The organism is Variovorax sp. CF079, from assembly GCF_900101545.1.
Classification (GTDB): Bacteria; Pseudomonadota; Gammaproteobacteria; order Burkholderiales; family Burkholderiaceae_C; genus Variovorax.
Genome location: NZ_FMZU01000022.1, coordinates 57,810 through 73,677 on the forward strand (window position 1 = coordinate 57,810; position 15,868 = coordinate 73,677).

14 protein-coding genes are annotated in these 15,868 nt (G+C 68.3%); 7 read left to right on the forward strand and 7 right to left on the reverse strand.

Annotation, left to right across the window (positions count from 1 at the left end; translation table 11 throughout):
* Positions 1-50 precede the first annotated feature (50 nt).
* Together BLS74_RS26140 and BLS74_RS26145 are read right to left on the reverse strand one after the other, a co-directional pair.
* A complete protein-coding gene (locus BLS74_RS26140; RefSeq protein ID WP_093110078.1) occupies positions 51-611 on the reverse strand; it encodes a DUF2239 family protein in 561 nt (186 codons plus the stop codon).
* 57 nt (positions 612-668) lie between these two features.
* The gene (locus tag BLS74_RS26145) at positions 669-1,166 is read right to left on the reverse strand and encodes a hypothetical protein (protein WP_093110079.1); all 498 of its coding nucleotides are present in this window, start codon (positions 1,164-1,166) and stop codon (positions 669-671) included.
* 94 nt (positions 1,167-1,260) lie between these two features.
* On the opposite strand from BLS74_RS26145, the gene BLS74_RS26150 reads away from it, so the two are divergent.
* From BLS74_RS26150 to BLS74_RS26165, 4 genes are read left to right on the forward strand one after another with little or no spacing between them, the layout of a single operon-like run.
* Positions 1,261-3,615, forward strand: coding sequence for a Tex family protein (locus BLS74_RS26150; protein WP_093110080.1), 2,355 nt, complete (start codon positions 1,261-1,263; stop codon positions 3,613-3,615).
* A 22-nt stretch (positions 3,616-3,637) separates the two neighbouring features.
* Entirely contained in the window at positions 3,638-4,684 is a 1,047-nt protein-coding gene (locus tag BLS74_RS26155) for an acyltransferase family protein (RefSeq protein ID WP_093110081.1), read from the forward strand.
* Positions 4,681-5,751 carry a patatin-like phospholipase domain-containing protein gene (locus tag BLS74_RS26160; protein WP_093110082.1) on the forward strand — a complete coding sequence of 357 codons (1,071 nt, stop codon included), beginning with the start codon at positions 4,681-4,683 and terminating at the stop codon, positions 5,749-5,751. The genes BLS74_RS26155 and BLS74_RS26160 overlap by 4 nt, the downstream gene beginning before the upstream one ends.
* A 44-nt stretch (positions 5,752-5,795) precedes the next feature.
* The gene (locus BLS74_RS26165; protein ID WP_093110083.1) at positions 5,796-6,017 is read left to right on the forward strand and encodes a hypothetical protein; all 222 of its coding nucleotides are present in this window, start codon (positions 5,796-5,798) and stop codon (positions 6,015-6,017) included.
* A gap of 4 nt (positions 6,018-6,021) precedes the next feature.
* Here the strand turns inward: BLS74_RS26165 and BLS74_RS26170 are convergent, their stop codons facing one another.
* The 3 genes from BLS74_RS26170 to nthA are packed head-to-tail and all read right to left on the reverse strand — an operon-like array spanning position 6,022 to position 7,654.
* The gene (locus tag BLS74_RS26170) at positions 6,022-6,387 is read right to left on the reverse strand and encodes a nitrile hydratase accessory protein (RefSeq protein ID WP_093110084.1); all 366 of its coding nucleotides are present in this window, start codon (positions 6,385-6,387) and stop codon (positions 6,022-6,024) included.
* Positions 6,384-7,046, reverse strand: coding sequence for a nitrile hydratase subunit beta (nthB, locus tag BLS74_RS26175; RefSeq protein WP_093110085.1), 663 nt, complete (start codon positions 7,044-7,046; stop codon positions 6,384-6,386). The genes BLS74_RS26170 and nthB overlap by 4 nt, the downstream gene beginning before the upstream one ends.
* Positions 7,043-7,654, reverse strand: coding sequence for a nitrile hydratase subunit alpha (gene nthA, locus BLS74_RS26180; protein ID WP_093110086.1), 612 nt, complete (start codon positions 7,652-7,654; stop codon positions 7,043-7,045). Before nthA ends, nthB begins: the two co-directional genes overlap by 4 nt.
* Positions 7,655-7,738: 84 nt before the next feature.
* On the opposite strand from nthA, the gene BLS74_RS26185 reads away from it, so the two are divergent.
* Complete coding sequence (locus tag BLS74_RS26185; RefSeq protein WP_093110087.1) at positions 7,739-8,725, forward strand: tripartite tricarboxylate transporter substrate binding protein; 987 nt, start codon at positions 7,739-7,741, stop codon at positions 8,723-8,725.
* 9 nt (positions 8,726-8,734) lie between these two features.
* Here the strand turns inward: BLS74_RS26185 and bla are convergent, their stop codons facing one another.
* A complete protein-coding gene (bla, locus tag BLS74_RS26190; RefSeq protein ID WP_093110088.1) occupies positions 8,735-9,613 on the reverse strand; it encodes a class A beta-lactamase in 879 nt (292 codons plus the stop codon).
* 85 nt (positions 9,614-9,698) lie between these two features.
* Here bla and BLS74_RS26195 point away from each other — a divergent pair, with 85 nt between their 5' ends.
* Entirely contained in the window at positions 9,699-10,571 is an 873-nt protein-coding gene (locus BLS74_RS26195) for a LysR family transcriptional regulator (protein ID WP_093110089.1), read from the forward strand.
* A 59-nt stretch (positions 10,572-10,630) separates the two neighbouring features.
* On the forward strand, positions 10,631-14,896 hold the full coding sequence (locus BLS74_RS26200; RefSeq protein WP_170855712.1) for an autotransporter outer membrane beta-barrel domain-containing protein: 4,266 nt from the start codon (positions 10,631-10,633) through the stop codon (positions 14,894-14,896).
* 174 nt (positions 14,897-15,070) lie between these two features.
* Here the strand turns inward: BLS74_RS26200 and BLS74_RS26205 are convergent, their stop codons facing one another.
* Positions 15,071-15,856 carry a sulfite exporter TauE/SafE family protein gene (locus tag BLS74_RS26205; RefSeq protein ID WP_244504000.1) on the reverse strand — a complete coding sequence of 262 codons (786 nt, stop codon included), beginning with the start codon at positions 15,854-15,856 and terminating at the stop codon, positions 15,071-15,073.
* Positions 15,857-15,868 lie beyond the last annotated feature (12 nt).

Below are 15,868 nucleotides of genomic sequence, written 5' to 3' on the forward strand. Positions count from 1 at the left end.
CGGGGCCGGTGGCACCGGTTCGGCGACCGTCGTCGCGGGCGTGTCGCCGTTCATTGGGCGCTCCAGGCGTTCGCCGCCAGCTTGTGCAGATGCAGGCGCACATCCTCGGGCCAGGGCGCGACGAGCTCTTCGAAGCGCGCACGGTCGCCGGCGAACAAGGCGCGCGTCGATTCCTCGAAGCCGGGCAGGTTGCCCGCGATCGCGGTCATGAAGCGGTAGGTGGCTTCGCGCGCCGCGCGCTCCGCATCGCGGTCGGCGTGCACGCGCCGCGCCTCGTCGATCAGCCGGCGCAGCGCCACCGAGGCGCCGCCGGGCTGGCGGTTGAGCCAGTCCCAATGGCGCGGCAGCAGGGTGACTTCGCGCGCCACCACGCCCAGCTTGGGGCGGCCGACGCCGCGCGTCGCGTGTTCATCGTGTTTCGTGTTTTCGGACACGGTATTGGCGGATTCGCGCAAATCGAGATCGAGCTGCTCGCCCGTGCTGTCGTCGAACACGAAAGGCGGCGGCTCGTCGGCGCGCGCACGCAGCAGGGCGATCACCTCGGCGCGCGGGCCGGCAGCGATGCGCCTGAACCCGGCGAAGGCGGTGAGGGTGGATTCGGAAGAAGGCATGGCGGCGAATAATACCCGGACAAAACGAGTTATGCAATCTACCCGGGTGAAATATTCTCAGGCCGTTCGGCGCAGGCTGCGCCACCAGCGGCGGGCGCCGTTTTTCAAGCGCCGGGCGGCGCGCCAGGGCGCGCTCTGGCGCACGAAGCCGAGCACGCGATCCTTCCACTGCTTCCAGCGCGGATACCAGCGCGCGAACAACGGGATGCGCATCAGCGCCGGCTCGACCAGCTGGAACAGCCGGGCCACGACCGCGGTGCCGGCCAGCTTGGCGCCCACCAGCAGCAGCACGGCGCTGGTGGCATGGCCGCGGCCCAGCAGGAAGAGCGCGAGCAGCTTGAGCGGCAGCAGCATCAGCACCGGCACCAGGAACACCAGCAGCGCGCCCCAGGGCGGCAGGGCCTGCACCGCGCGTTCGAGCCGCGCCCACAACGGCAGGCGGGCCAGCCGGGCAGCCAGCGCGGCGAGCGGCTCCCAGCCCCATTCCTCGAACAGCAGCAAGGGGACGAGGAGGGCGGCAGCGAGTGCGCGCAGGAGTTTCTTCAAGATACGCATGGCCGGGGCATTGTGACCCCAGGCCCTATGGCAAACTTCCGCGCTTTACCCGCAAGGCGCCCACGGCGTCGTCAGCCAGGGACCCCCCTCAGACATGCAGAAAATCATTCGCCAGCTCGCGGCCGAGATCAAGGTCGGCGAGCACCAGGTGAAGGCCGCGATCGACTTGCTCGACGGCGGTGCCACCGTGCCTTTTATCGCGCGCTACCGCAAGGAGGCCACCGACGGCCTCGACGACATCCAGCTGCGCGAACTCGAGGCGCGTCTGTCGTACCTGCGCGAGCTCGAAGAGCGCCGCGCCGCGGTGCTGAAGAGCATCGAGGAGCAGGGCAAGCTCACGCCCGAGCTGCGCGCCGCCATCGACGCCGCGCCGACCAAGCAGGAACTGGAAGACCTCTACCTGCCCTACAAGCCCAAGCGCCGCACCAAGGGCCAGATGGCGCGCGAGGCGGGCATCGAGCCGCTGGCCGACAAGCTCTTCGCCGACCCGACGCTGAACCCCGCCGAGGAGGCCGCGGCCTTCGTCAAGCCGGCTGCGGACGGGCTGGACTTCTCGACCGTTCAGCTCGTGCTCGACGGCGTGCGCGACATCCTCTCCGAGCGCTGGGCCGAAGACGCGGCGCTGGTGCAGCGGCTGCGCGAATGGCTCTGGGCCGAGGGCCTCTTCAAGTCCAGCCTGATGGCCGGCAAGGACGAGAACAACGCCGACATCGCCAAGTTCCGCGACTACTTCGACTACGACGAGCCCATCGGCCGCGTGCCCTCGCACCGCGCGCTGGCCGTGTTCCGCGGCCGCGCGCAGGACATCCTCGATGCCAAGCTGGTGCTGCCCGTCGAGCCCGAGCCGGGCAAGCCGAGCATCGCGGAGGGCAAGATCGCATTGCACTTGGGCTGGAGCCATGCAGGCCGCCCGGCCGACGACCTGATCCGCAAGTGCGTGGCCTGGACCTGGCGCGTGAAGCTCTCGCTGTCCACCGAGCGCGACCTGTTCACCCGGCTGCGCGAAGAGGCCGAGAAGGTCGCGATCAAGGTCTTCGCCGACAACCTGCGCGACCTGCTGCTGGCCGCGCCGGCCGGCCCGCGCGTGGTGATGGGCCTGGACCCGGGCATCCGCACCGGCGTCAAGGTCGCGGTGGTCGACGCCACCGGCAAGCTGGTCGACACCGCCACCGTGTTCCCGCACGAACCGCGCCGCGACTGGGAAGGCTCGCTGCACACCCTCGGCAAGCTGTGCGCCAAGCACGGCGTGAACCTGATCGCGATCGGCAACGGCACCGCGAGCCGCGAGACCGACAAGCTGGCGGGCGACCTGATCAAGCTGCTGGCCAAGATGGCGGCTCAGGCGGGGGCGCCGGAGATGAAGGTCGAAAAGGTGGTCGTGAGCGAGGCCGGCGCTTCGGTCTACTCCGCGAGCGAATTCGCCTCGCAGGAAATGCCCGACGTCGACGTCAGCCTGCGCGGCGCGGCGAGCATCGCGCGCCGCCTGCAGGATCCGCTGGCCGAGCTGGTGAAGATCGACCCCAAGTCGATCGGCGTCGGCCAGTACCAGCACGACGTGAACCAGAGCGAGCTCGCGCGCACCCTGAGCGCGGTGGTGGAGGATTGCGTGAACTCGGTCGGCGTCGACCTCAACACCGCGAGCGTGCCGCTCTTGTCGCGCGTCTCGGGCCTGTCGGCCGGCGTGGCCAAGGCGGTGGTGCGCTGGCGCGAGGCCCACGGCGCGTTCGCAACGCGCAAGCAGCTGCTCGAAGTCAGCGGCTTCGGCGGCAAGACCTTCGAGCAGAGCGCGGGTTTCCTGCGCATCCGCGGCGGCGCCAACCCGCTCGACCTGACCGGCGTGCATCCCGAAACCTATCCGGTGGTCGAGCAGATGATCGAGAAGACCGGCAAGCCCATCACCGAACTGATGGGCCGCGCCGAGATGCTGAAGACGCTCAAGCCCGAGCTGTTCGCGAACGAGAAGTTCGGCGTCATCACGGTGAAGGACATCCTCGGCGAACTCGAGAAGCCGGGCCGCGACCCGCGCCCCGACTTCAAGGTGGCGCGCTTCAACGACGGCGTCGAGGACATCAAGGACCTGGTCGAAGGCATGGTGCTCGAAGGCACGGTGAGCAACGTGGCCCAGTTCGGCGCCTTCGTCGACCTCGGCGTGCACCAGGACGGCCTGGTGCATGTGAGCCAGCTCTCGCACAAGTTCGTCAACGATGCGCGCGAGGTCGTGAAGACCGGCGACATCGTCAAGGTCAAGGTGATGGAAGTCGACGTGGCGCGCAAGCGCATCGGCCTGTCGATGAAGCTCGATGCGGCGCCGGCGCGGCGCGACGGTCCGCGCGAGAACCGCTTCGAAGGGGCAGGGCGCGGCCAGCAGGGCCCACGCCGCGACAACGCGCTGCAGCCGGCGGGGCAGATGGCCAGCGCCTTCGCCAAGCTACAGGGGCTGCGCAAGTAGCGGGCCGAACCCGAGGAGCCTCATGCCGGACACGCACAACACGGTCGATCGCGCCGGCACGCGCCTGGATGGTGCCGCTGTCCCTGCTGCCACCGCTGCCGCCGCCGGCGTGCGCGACCTGCATGCGGACTGGCTGAAGGCCGCCGCGATCGTGGGGGTCGTCTGCATCCACGCGGGCCTGCCCTTTCACGACGTGTTCCGTTTCGGCGTGCCGGTGTTCGTCGGCCTCTGGGCCTTCTATCTGGAAAAGGCGCTTTCTCGCCGGCGCCCCGAAACGCATGCGCGCTTCCTGGTGCAGCGAATGGTCGAGCTGGCCGTTCCGTACCTCGCGTGGACCTTGCTCTACATCGAGAAGTTCTACGCCTCGCGCTGGTCGGCCACGCCGCTGCACACCATCGTCGGCGGCTGGTTTGGCGGCTATGGATGGTCGGGGCAGTACTACTTCGTCATCCTGTTCCAGCTCACGCTGCTTTTTCCACTGCTGCGGCGCTGCGTGGCGCAGGTGCCGACCCTGCCGGTGATCGTCGCAGGCGTCGCGCTCAACGTGCTCGCCGGGTACTGGCTCCTCGACCACCGGTGGATCGGGGCCGTCGGCGACCGGCTCTTCATCTACTGGATTCCCTATGTGGTCATGGGCATCGCGCTGGCGCGCGGCCAGTTCCGCCGGACGCCGGGGCTTGTCATGGCGGCCGTGCTGTTGCTGCTCGCAGCGCCCTTCGAAACCGAATCTCCCAGCGAACACTCCGCCTACCTGGCGTCGACCGTGACGATCGCTTCCCTGCTGCTTCTGGTTGCCGCCGTTGCGGCCGATCGCGCGGCGCCTGCTCGCTCGAATCCGGGCCTGCTGGCGCGGGCCGTGGCCTTCGTGGGGAGGAATACCTTCGCGATCTTCGTCGGCAACGTCGCGATGCTGGAGGTGCTGAAGAGCACCGGCTTCACCGCCTCCGCGGTGTCGCGTGCGGGCCCCTTCGGTTTGCTCGCGGTGGTCGCCGCGACGCTTGCCGGATGCCTTTGCATCGGCTGGCTGCTGAAGAGGCTGGGCCAGGGCATCCTGGTCGGCAAGCCGTGAAAGCGCTGCGCATCCATGCCGGCCCGCTCGCGCGCGAACACATCGCCCAAAACGGCCTGCATCCGCAGGATGTGCGCACCATCCCCGGCGCGGCCGGCGGTCCCAAGGGCCTGATCCTCGGGCCCATCGATCGCTTCCTGTTCGGCGAGTGGCTGCCGCAGTCGACGCAGCCCATCGATCTGGTCGGCGCCTCGATCGGCGCCTGGCGGCTCGCCAACGCCTGCCTCGACGATCCGAAGACTGCCTTCGAGCAGTTCGAGCACGGCTACATCCATCAGCATTTCGACGTGCCGCCGGGCCAGAAGCGCATGACGGCGAAGCAGGTCAGCGCGCAATTCGGCGAAGGGCTGCGCAACTTCTACGGCGGCCGCGCCGGCGAAGTGCTGCGCCATCCGCGCTACAAGCTGCACGTGATCACCTCGCGCGGGCGCCATATCCTCGGGCGCGAGGGCAGGGCACGCACGCCGGTCGGCTACCTGGGGGCGTTCATCACCAACAGCGTGCACCGCAAGAGCCTGGGCGCCTGGCTCGAGCGCGTGGTGTTCTCCAGCGCCGGTGCGGCGCTGCCTTTCGCCACGCGGGACTTTCGCACGCGGCAGGTCGAGCTCAGCGACGCCAACTTCGAACTCGCGCTGCAGGCCTCGTGCTCGATCCCCTTCATGCTGGAGGCGGTGCACGACATTCCCGGCGCGCCGCCCGGCGCCTACTGGGACGGCGGCATCACCGACTACCACCTGCACTTGAACTACAGCAACACCGACGGCGTCGTGCTGTACCCGCATTTCCAGAAGGCGGTGGTGCCGGGCTGGCTGGACAAGGGACTCAAGTGGCGTCACAAGCCCACGCGTTTTCTCGAACGCACGGTGGTGCTGGCGCCGGACCCGGAATGGGTGCGCAGCCTGCCGAACGGCAAGCTGCCCGATCGCAACGACTTCGTGCGCTACGGCAACGATGCGCCGGCACGCATGAAGGCGTGGAGCACCGCGGCGCAGGAGGCGCGCCGGCTGGCGGACGAGCTGGCCGAGTGGCTGGAGCGCGGCGACGCCGGCTGCGTGCTGCCGCTTTGAGGGCGGCTAAAGTCGGGCTAGCATCAATCCCGGAGGATCCCCCCATGAACGTAACCCGCATCGTCGGCCTCATCCTGATCGTCGCCGGCATCGCCGCCATCGGCCTGGGCGGCTTCAGCTTCACCAAGGAAACCCATCAGGCCAAGATCGGACCGATCGAGCTGACGGTGAAGGAAAAGCAGGACGTCAACTTCCCGACCTGGGCCGGCGTGGCCGCGATCGTGGTGGGCGGGGCACTGCTGGTGTTCGGCGGGAAGAAGGGCTGAGCCCTCAGCCCAGATCCTGCTCGCGCAGTTCGATCGCCTGCCCATGCGGCGTGCGATCGGCCGCGCGGTCCCAGGCTCGCTGGTAGCGCGTCAGTTCATCGGCGGAGCTTGCGCCTTTGCGAGCCACCAGCGTCTCCAGTGCGGCGAGCCAATGACGGTAGTAGGTGTCGCCGAGGTCGGCATCGCCGGCTGCCTGCGCGGCACCGATCTGCTGCGCCAGCGCGTCGGCCCATTCGGGCCAGGTGAAGAGCCCGCGCTGGTGCAGCGAGACGGCCAGCGCAAAGGCATGCGCCTCCCACGGTTCGCGAAACACCGGCTCTGCGCCGTCCACGCGCATGCCGGGCAACAGCGGTGTGGTCGAGGCGCTCATGCGGCCTCCGTCAAATAGCTTTCCCAGGCATCCACCGACACGCGCAGTCCGGGTTCGGCCTCAGCGCCCCACAACTCGGCACCGTCGAAGACCACGGTGTAGAGCCATTGCGGCTGCTCGCCCAGGCCCTGCGCGTGCGCATCGGCGAACACGTGCATGCCGTGCAGGCGTTCGATGGTGCCGAGCTTGCCCTGCACATAGCCGGGCAGGCGAGTGTGGTGGTCGACATGGCCCGCGCGCGTGCGCACCTGCTGGCCGAGGGCGAATCGCGCAGGTGCAGTCGCCGGGCGCTCGGTTGCGGAACCCTTGGCCAGCGCGGCCGGCACGTCGGCGGCATGCAGCACGCGCCGGATGGGCGCGGCCGCATGCAGCATGCGCCCGGCAGCGATTTCATCGGGCAGGACCTGCGAACGCTCGGCCATGAGCATCTCGAGCGCGGCGAGCCAGATCTGGTAGTAGCTCAGCCGTGCGTAGGCCGGCAGGGTTTCACGTGCGCTGCGGCTGGCGTCGATGTTCCAGGAGCCGGTGGCGCCCATCGCGAGCGTCAGGGCCAGCGCGCGCGGCTCCCAGCCGGCGTGGAAGAGTTCGCCTTCGGGCTCGGGCACGATGGCGCCGGGCATCTCGCGTCCGCCGAGATCGGCATGCGTGGCGTACGTCATGGCGCAGTCTCCGGGCTGCTGGCCAGACCGGTGCCGATCATCGAATCGCGCGTCACCAGATCGGCCAGTGCCTCTTCGCCCCAGCCTTCGGTGCCGGCCGGCCGCTGCGGGATCACCAGGTAGCGCACCTCGGCCGTCGAGTCCCACACGCGGATCGAGGTCGAAGCGGGCAGCTCGACGCCGAACTCGGCCAGCACGCCACGCGGATCCTTGACTGCACGCGAGCGGTAGGGCGCGCTCTTGTACCAGGTGGGCGGCAGGCCCAGCACCGGCCAGGGGTAGCAGCTGCACAGCGTGCAGACCACCATGTGGTGCTGCGTGTCGGTGTTGGCCACCGCCACCATGTGCTCGCCCTGGCGGCCGGTGTAGCCCAGCGAGGCGATCGCCGCGGTCGCGTCCTCCAGCAGCCAGTCGCGAAAGGCGGGATCGGTCCAGGCCTTGGCAACGACGCGGGCGCCGTTGCGCGGACCGATCTTGGTCTGGTAGGTGTCGATGAGCACGTCGAGCGCGGTGGGGTCGATGTAGCCCTTCTGCGTCAACACCGTTTCGAGCGCGCGCACGCGCAGGTCCATTTCGCCGAGCTCGCTGTGGTCGTGGTCGTGTGCCATGCGTGCATGCTAGCGCGGAGGGCAAACCCTGAGGGGGTTGTCGTGGCGGCCTTCCAGAATCGTCGCTCCACCGGAGACCCTTCCATGCCGCAAGCCTCGTTGTCCCGCCGTGCCTTCAATCTGTTGTCCGCTGCGGCCGCGGCGTCGGTCGCTGCGCCTTCTTTCGCGCAAACCGCCTGGCCGAACAAGCCGATCCGCATCATCGTGCCGTACACGCCCGGCGGCTTCACCGACCAGATGGCGCGGCTGGTGCAGACGGGCCTTTCGACGCGGCTCGGCCAGCCGGTGGTGATCGATAACAAGCCCGGCGCCAACAGCCTGATCGGCGTCGATGCGATCGCCAAGGCGGCGCCCGACGGCAGCACCTTCGGCGTCGTGATCGCGGCCTATGCGGCCAACACCACGCTCTATCCGAAGCTGCCCTACGACCCGAAGAAGGACCTCACCGGCGTCTCGCTGATGGGCATCTCGCCGCTGCTCGCGGCAGTCAACAACGACGCGCCCTTTAAGACCGCGAAGGAGCTGATCGACTATGCGCGCGCGAACCCGGGCAAGGTGAGCTTCGGCTCCTCGGGCAACGGCTCGGCCGCACACCTGACCACCGAGCTGTGGAAGTCGCTGACCAAGACTTACATGATCCACATCCCGTACCGCGGCGCGGTGCCGGCGCTGACCGACCTGATGGGCGGGCAGATCCAGCTCTTCTTCGATGCGCCCACCGGGCTCATCAACCAGGGCAAGGCCGGCAAGGTGAGGCTGATCGGTGTGGCCAGCGACCGACGGCTGCCCGCGGTGCCGGACGTGCCCACCTTCATCGAACAGGGCTTCGCGGGCTTCACCGGCAGCACCTGGGCCGGCATGCTGGCGCCGGCAGGCACGCCGCGCGAGATCGTCAAGCGCATGTCGGACGAGGTGGCGCGGATCATCAAGAGCGACGAGACCCGCGCCAGGCTCGATGCGATGGGCACCTTCCCGGCCGGCAGCACGCCCGAGGAGCTCGATGCCTTCATCGACGCGGAGACGGCCAAGTGGGCCCGCGTGATCAAGACGGCGGGCGTGAAGGCGGATTGAGACGCGGCCTCAGGAGCCCTTCGTCGCCCATTCCGCGGCCACCGCAGCCACGGACGCCAGTGCGCGGTTGCGCACCGCCGCCGGTGCCCTTGTCTGCGTGAGATAGACGGACAGAAGGATCGGCGCACGTCCCGGCGGCCGCAGGATGGCGACGTCGTTGGCGCCGTTCTCGCCCGAGCCCGTCTTGTCCCCCACCTTCCAGTCCGCCGGCACGCCGGCGCGTATGCGCTCGTCGCCGGTCTTGTTGGCGTCCAGCCATTGCAGCAGCTGGGCGCGCGAGGCGGGCGACAAGACATCACCCAAGAGAATCTTTTGCATGCTGCGGGTCATCGCGGCCGGCGTGGTGGTGTCGCGCGGATCGCCCGGCCGGCCTTCGTTGAGCGCGGGCTCGGTGCGGTCGAGCCGCGTGTTCGTGTCGCCGATCGAGCGCATGAACGCCGTCAGGCCCGGCGCGCCACCGAAGCTCGCGAGCAGCAGGTTGCCGGCCGTGTTGTCGCTCAGCGTCATGGTGGCTTCGCACAGTTCGGCCACCGTCATCCCGCCGGCGCCGACGTGCTTCTCAGTCACCGGCGAATAGGTCACCAAGTCGCCCGGCCGAATGACGACGCGGCGTTCCAACTGCTCCTTGCGCCGGTCCACTCGGGCCAGAACGAGCGCAGCGGCCAGGAACTTGAAGGTGCTGTTCAGCGGGAAGCGTTCGTCCTCGCGGTGCCCGGCGCGCCGGCCGTTGGCGGTGTCGAGCACGCCGACGCCGAGCCGGCCGCCGCTGGCTTTTTCGATGTCTGCCAACTGCTTCGAAAGGTTGCTGGCCCCTTCGGCCCGGACGCCGAGGGATGCGGCGGCCAGCGAGACGAAAAGGGTGCTTGTGAATTGCCGTCGATGAATCATGGGTGCTCCTGAAAGGAAGCGACTTTCGGCCATCCGATGCTGCGGCACAAACGATAGTATTTGCTGTCTCGCACAAGAAAATCTTATGGCGCGTACCCATCTCCCTCTCAACGCGCTGCGCGCTTTCGAATCCTCCGCACGCCACCTGAGCTTCACGCTCGCCGCCGCCGAGCTGAACGTGACGCAGGCGGCGGTCAGCCAGCAGGTCCGCGGCCTCGAGGCGCGGCTCGGCGTCACGCTGTTCAGGCGCCTGCCGCGCGGGCTGGCGCTCAGCGACGAAGGCCATGCGCTCTTGCCGGTGCTGGCCGATGCCTTCGGGCGCATGGAGGCAGTCGTCCAGCAGTTCGACAACGGCCATTTCTTCGAGGTGCTGACGGTGGGCGTGGTGGGCACCTTCGCGGTCGGATGGCTGCTGCCGCGGCTGCGCCTGTTCCAGCAGAGCTGTCCTTTCATCGACCTGCGCCTGATGACGCACAACAACGTGGTCGACCTGGCCGGCGAGGGGCTCGATTTCGCGATCCGCTTCGGCGATGGCACCTGGCAGGGCCTGCAGTCCGAGCACCTGCTGGCGGCGCCGCTCGCGGTGCTGTGCACGCCGGCCATCGCGGCGCGCATCGCGCGGCCGCACGACCTCGCGCACGAGACGCTGCTGCGCTCCTACCGTCCCGACGACTGGCCCGGCTGGTTCGCCGCGGCCGGCGTCGCCTGTCCGGCGATCCGCGGGCCGGTGTTCGACTCGTCGCGGCTCATGGTCGAGGCCGCGATGCAGGGCGCCGGCGTCGCGCTCGCACCGGCCTCGATGTTCGAGCGCGAGCTGGGCGAGGGCCGGCTGGTGCGGCCGCTGGCGATCGAGGTGATGACCGGAAGCTACTGGCTCACGCGGCTGCGCTCGAAGGCGCCGAGTCCCGCGATGCAGGCCTTTCGCGCCTGGCTTTCCCGCGCCGTTCTCGCTGGCTAAACGAACGCTTCGCGGCCACACTGGCGCCCGAACAAGCAAAAGAACGGAGGGGCGCCACCGTGATCAAGTCCTGCTCGGCTTTTCGCGCTTCGCGACGTGCTTCGCGCGCAGTGCTCTTCGACGCAGCCTTGCTCGTCGCCGCACTGTCTGCGACTTTCGCGCGCGCAGCCTCCTTGACCTGGGACGCCAGCGGCCTCGCGGCCACCACTTCGACGGCGACAGATGGCGGCGGAACCTGGGACACCACCACCGCCCGCTGGAACAACAACGCCACCGACCTGGTGTGGAACAACGCGGCGGGCGACCTTGCCATCATCGGCAACAACAATGGCGCCGGGGGCGTCCTGAACCTCGCCACGCCGATCACCGTCGGAGGCCTGGTCTTCAACGCACCGGCAAGCGGCAGCTACACCCTGAGCGGCAGCACGCTCACCCTGTCCGGCAACCGGACCGTCACCACCAACGCCAACGCGACGATCGGCTCGGCGCTCAGCGTGGCCGGCACGCTGACGAAGGACGGTGCAGGAACCTTGACCCTCACAGGCGGTGGCGCGGTGAGCGGAGCGACCACGGTGGCGAACGGCACGCTGGTGTTTCAAGGCCCCACCACCAGCTCGCCGTCCTATGTCATCTCTTCCGGTGCGGTTCTGGAAGCCAACGTCGCTTCTGGACTTCGCGACTGGGCGGTTACCACCTCCTTCAGCGGCACGGGTACCTTGCGCAAGACCGGCGCAGGAACGATCCGCTGGGGCTTGCTGCCGGGTACTTTTGCGCTGGGCCGAGGCGCCCTGATCGACGTTCAGCAGGGGACGTTCATTGGCGGCAGCAACGCCAACGAAAACTGGACGGCCAATCTCTCGGACCTGCGCGTCGCTTCGGGCGCCGTATTCAGCGGCGTGGAAGCCAATGTGCGCGTCAACGTCCTGTCGGGCGCCGGCACGATCATGTCCGGCCTGAACGGTGCGGGCTACAGCCAATTCACCTTCGGCGTGGACAACGGCAGCGGCACGTTCGACGGTGTGCTCTCCGACAACGCTTCTTTCCGCGGCAACTACCACAAGGTCGGCTCCGGTACCCAGGCCTTCACCCAGGCCAATACCTTCTCGGGGCAACTGCTCATTGGCGGCGGCGTGCTCTCGGTGTCTGCCGTCAATCAACTGGGCACCGGCACCGGCACCAACTACCTGGCGATCCAGAACGGCGCCACCCTGCGCTACACCGGTACCGGCGGCGAGACCTCGACGCTGCGCGACCTGTACTGGAATTCCGGGGCTGCCACCATCGAAGTCACAGCCGCCACCGGGGCCCTGACGCTCGACATCAGCGGCGGTGTGCGCAATCAGGCATTCACCAAGTCCGGAGCCGGTCAGCTCATCCTGAGGAAGACCACTGCGATCAATGAGTTCAAGAACAGCCCGCTGATCGTCAGCGGCGGGATTCTGGAGTTCAACCAGGCCAATCCGGGCGCCATCACCCGTTTCGGGGGCGTGGTGACCGGTGCCGCGGGAACGCAGATCAGGGTGTCCGGCAGCGGCTATGTCGGCAACGACGCGCTGACCTCCAACTGGAGCGCCAACCTTGCGAGCCTGGATGTGGGAAGCGGCGCCTCGTTCGACCTGCGCGGTGAGGGCATCACGGTCGATGCGTTGACCGGAGGCGGCACGGTCGCCAACAGTTTCGTCAGCGGCGTCGAGACCCTGGTGGTCGGCATCAACGGCGGGTCCGGTACCTTCGACGGCACCATCCGTCAGACCGCCCCGACAGGATTCGTGACGACGGGCAATCCGATCGTCGGGCTCACCAAGACCGGCGCGGGCACCCAAACCCTGACTGGCATCAGCAGTTACTCCGGGGGCACGTCCCTGAACGGCGGCACGCTCTCGGTGGCGCAAGACGGCAATCTGGGCGCGGCGGCCGGGGTGCTCAGGTTCAACGGCGGCACGCTCAGGACCACGGCCGATTTCTCCACGGCACGCGCGACCACCCTCAACGCCCAGGGCGGGACCATCGAAACCCAGATCGGCACGCTGACACATGCGGGCCTCATTGGAGGCGCCGGCGCCCTCGCCAAGACAGGTGCTGGAAGTCTGATCCTTACCGGCGCCAATACTTTCGCAGGCGGCACGACGATCACGTTGGGTACGCTGCAACTCGGCAACGGCGGCACCACCGGCAGCATCGTGGGCAACGTGGCGAACAACGCGAAGCTTGCCTTCAACCGTTCGGACACTTCGACCTTTGCCGGCGTGATCTCGGGTACCGGCACGGTGCTGCAGATCGGCGCCGGCACGACCGTGCTGACGTCCGCCAACGCCTACAGCGGCGGCACCACGATCGCAAGCGGCGTGCTGCAGATCTCGAGCGACGCCAATCTCGGCGCGGCGGCCGGGGTGCTCGATTTCAACGGCGGCACGCTCAGGACCACGGCCGATTTCTCCACGGCACGCGCGACCACGCTCAACACCCCAGGCGGGACCATCGAGACCCAGGTGGGCACCCTGACACACACGGGCCTCATTGGAGGCGCCGGTGCCCTTGCCAAAACAGGTCCAGGCGCTCTCATCCTGACCGGCAGCAACACCTATGCGGGCGGCACCACCATCACGGCCGGCACGCTGCAACTGGGCAATGGCGGCACCACCGGCAGCATCGTGGGCAACGTGGCCAACAACGGCGCACTGGTCTTCGACCGCTCGAACGTCCTCAGCTTCTCCGGCGTGATCTCGGGCACCGGTTCCGTCTCCCAGATCGGCACGGGCACCACGGTGCTGGCGGGGGCGAACACCTATACCGGCCCCACCACGGTGAGCACGGGCACCTTGCAAGCGGGTGCGGCCCATACCTTCAGCGCCGCCTCGGCCCACACGGTGGCCGCGGGCACAACCCTCGATACGGCCGGCTTCAACCAGCGAGTGGCTGCACTGGACAACGGCGGCACCGTGAGCCTCGTCGGCGCTGTCGCGGGCAGCACGCTCACGGTCGCCGGGGCCTACCTTGCCCATAGCCTCCTGAGACTGGGCACCGGCCTGGCCGGCGGCACCAGCGTGAGCGACAGGCTGGTGCTCGACGGTCCTGGGGCCAGCGCGAGCGGCAACACCACGATCCAGATCGCGAACCTGGCAGGGCTGGGCGCGCTCACCACGGGCAACGGCATCGAGGTGGTGAGCGGGCGCAACGGCGCGACCACCACCGCGCAGACCACGAAGAGCGCCTTCGGCCTGGCCAACGGCCATGTGGACGCCGGCGCCTACGAGTACCGGCTCTATGCGGCCGACGCGCTGGGCGCGGGCGAGAACTGGTACCTGCGCTCGACCGCACCGGCCGCGCCGCCGTTGGGTGCTGTACTGCCATCCGTGACGCCTACCTCGCCCGCGGTGCAGGTGCCGACCTACCGGGCCGAGGTTCCCCTGCTTGCGGCCCTGCCGGCTCAACTCAGGCAGGCCGATTTGGCGATGCTGGGCAACCTGCATCGGCGCATCGGCGACGAAACCAACGCCTCCATCCGGCGCGCCTGGGCCCGCGCGGTGTACGCCGACCTGGGCATTCAGCAGCCCGGTATCGCCCAGGTCCTGACCGATGGCCATGTGAGCGGCCTGCAGGCCGGCACCGACCTGTGGATGAGCGGCGACTGGCGCGCGGGTCTCTATGTGGGCTACCTCGATGGCAGCGCCGATGTCACAGGCAATGCGCGCGCTCTGATTGCGCGGGTGGGCAGCAACAGTTTGCAATCTCGCTTCCTGGGCGCCTATGCGACCTGGATGGATGCGAGCGGCCTGTACGTGGACAGCGTGCTGCAAGCCGGCAGCCAGCGCTACACCGTGCGCCCGGACATCAGCCCGAGCATCTCGGGCAAGGCCAGCAGCTTCGCCGCCTCGATCGAAACGGGCAAGCCCTTCGCGCTCAACGAGCGCTGGAGCATCGAGCCGCAGGCGCAGCTGATCTATCAACGCCTGCGCCCGGACGACACGACGCTCAGTGGTGCGCAGGTGCGCCACGATGCAGCGGACGGCTGGATCGCCCGCCTGGGCGTGCGCGTCAAGGGTGACATCGCGACCGGCGCCGGACGGCTGCAGCCCTACGCGCGACTGAACATGTACCGGGCGAGCTTCGGCGACGACGTGGTCGGCTTCATCGGCCCGGCGGGCACGACGGCGATTGCAAGCGCGGCCGGTTACAGCGCGGCCGAAGCGGCCGCAGGAGCGACGCTGGCGCTGACGCCGGCCACCAGCCTGTACGGCGAGATCGGCCACCTGTGGAACATCGGCGGCGACGCCACCGTCAAGTCCTCCGTGCAGGCCTCCCTCGGCATCAAGCTGCGCTGGTAGCGCAGAAGCCGACGCCCCCTACATCGAGGCTTCGAGCATCTGAACTTCTGATGCACCTCCTGCGACGGTCCGCATGCGCATATCCCGCATCTGTCGCTCCAACGGCACGCACTGCGGCCAAGAAGGCAGACGTCGTATCGAAATTCATTGTTCTTACTCCCTGTGCACAAAACGCTAAAGCAAGATGCGTATGCCGGCGATCGCGAGGAACACCGAGAAAACGCGTTTGAGCGTGTCTACCGGGAGTCTGTGCGAAATCAACGCTCCCAGCGGCGTGAAGGCAAGGCTGCAGATCGATATGCCCAGCCATGCCGGCCAATAGATGTAGCCGACGCTATGAGCAGGAAGATCGGCTTGCCCCCAGCCCGCGACCACGAAGCCGATCATCCCGGCCAGGGCCAGCGGAGCGCCGCAGGCGGACGCTGTGCCAACAGCGGACTTCATGTTCACGTTGCACCAGGCGAGAAAGGGCACGACCATGCTGCCGCCGCCGACGCCGACAATGGCCGATGTCCAGCCGATCAAGCTCGCGGTGGTCGTGGTTCCTAGCACACCGGGTAGCACTCGCTGGGGTGAAGGCCGCAGTGAAAAAGCCATCTGCACCGCGAGGATCAACAAGAAGACGCCGAATGAGATCCGCAAGACCCGCGCCGGGAACAGTCCCGACATGAGCCCGCCGATCACCGCGCCGATCACGATGCCGGGCGCGAGCCTGCGAACCAGATCCCAGCTGACCGACCCACGGCGGTGATGGGAAATCGCAGATGAGATTGAGGTGATGACGATCGTGGCAAGCGAAGTGCCCAACGCCATATGGACCGCAACGGCGGGAGCGAGGCCCTTGTGGTGAAAGATGTAAAGAAGCCCGGGCACCACCACTTGACCGCCCCCGACCCCGAGCATTCCCGACAGCAACCCGGCTCCTATGCCGAGCAGCACATACAGTGTCCACACATCCACTTGTCGCCCTCC

Excerpts from the sequence above, each read along its gene's own strand:
- BLS74_RS26140 (WP_093110078.1), bottom strand. The coding sequence starts at position 611 with ATGCCTTCTTCCGAATCCACCCTCACCGCCTTCGCCGGGTTCAGGCGC.
- BLS74_RS26145 (WP_093110079.1), bottom strand. The coding sequence starts at position 1,166 with ATGCGTATCTTGAAGAAACTCCTGCGCGCACTCGCTGCCGCCCTCCTC.
- BLS74_RS26150 (WP_093110080.1), top strand. The coding sequence starts at position 1,261 with ATGCAGAAAATCATTCGCCAGCTCGCGGCCGAGATCAAGGTCGGCGAG.
- BLS74_RS26155 (WP_093110081.1), top strand. The coding sequence starts at position 3,638 with ATGCCGGACACGCACAACACGGTCGATCGCGCCGGCACGCGCCTGGAT.
- BLS74_RS26165 (WP_093110083.1), top strand. The coding sequence starts at position 5,796 with ATGAACGTAACCCGCATCGTCGGCCTCATCCTGATCGTCGCCGGCATC.
- BLS74_RS26170 (WP_093110084.1), bottom strand. The coding sequence starts at position 6,387 with ATGAGCGCCTCGACCACACCGCTGTTGCCCGGCATGCGCGTGGACGGC.
- nthB (WP_093110085.1), bottom strand. The coding sequence starts at position 7,046 with ATGACGTACGCCACGCATGCCGATCTCGGCGGACGCGAGATGCCCGGC.
- nthA (WP_093110086.1), bottom strand. The coding sequence starts at position 7,654 with ATGGCACACGACCACGACCACAGCGAGCTCGGCGAAATGGACCTGCGC.
- BLS74_RS26185 (WP_093110087.1), top strand. The coding sequence starts at position 7,739 with ATGCCGCAAGCCTCGTTGTCCCGCCGTGCCTTCAATCTGTTGTCCGCT.
- bla (WP_093110088.1), bottom strand. The coding sequence starts at position 9,613 with ATGATTCATCGACGGCAATTCACAAGCACCCTTTTCGTCTCGCTGGCC.
- BLS74_RS26195 (WP_093110089.1), top strand. The coding sequence starts at position 9,699 with ATGGCGCGTACCCATCTCCCTCTCAACGCGCTGCGCGCTTTCGAATCC.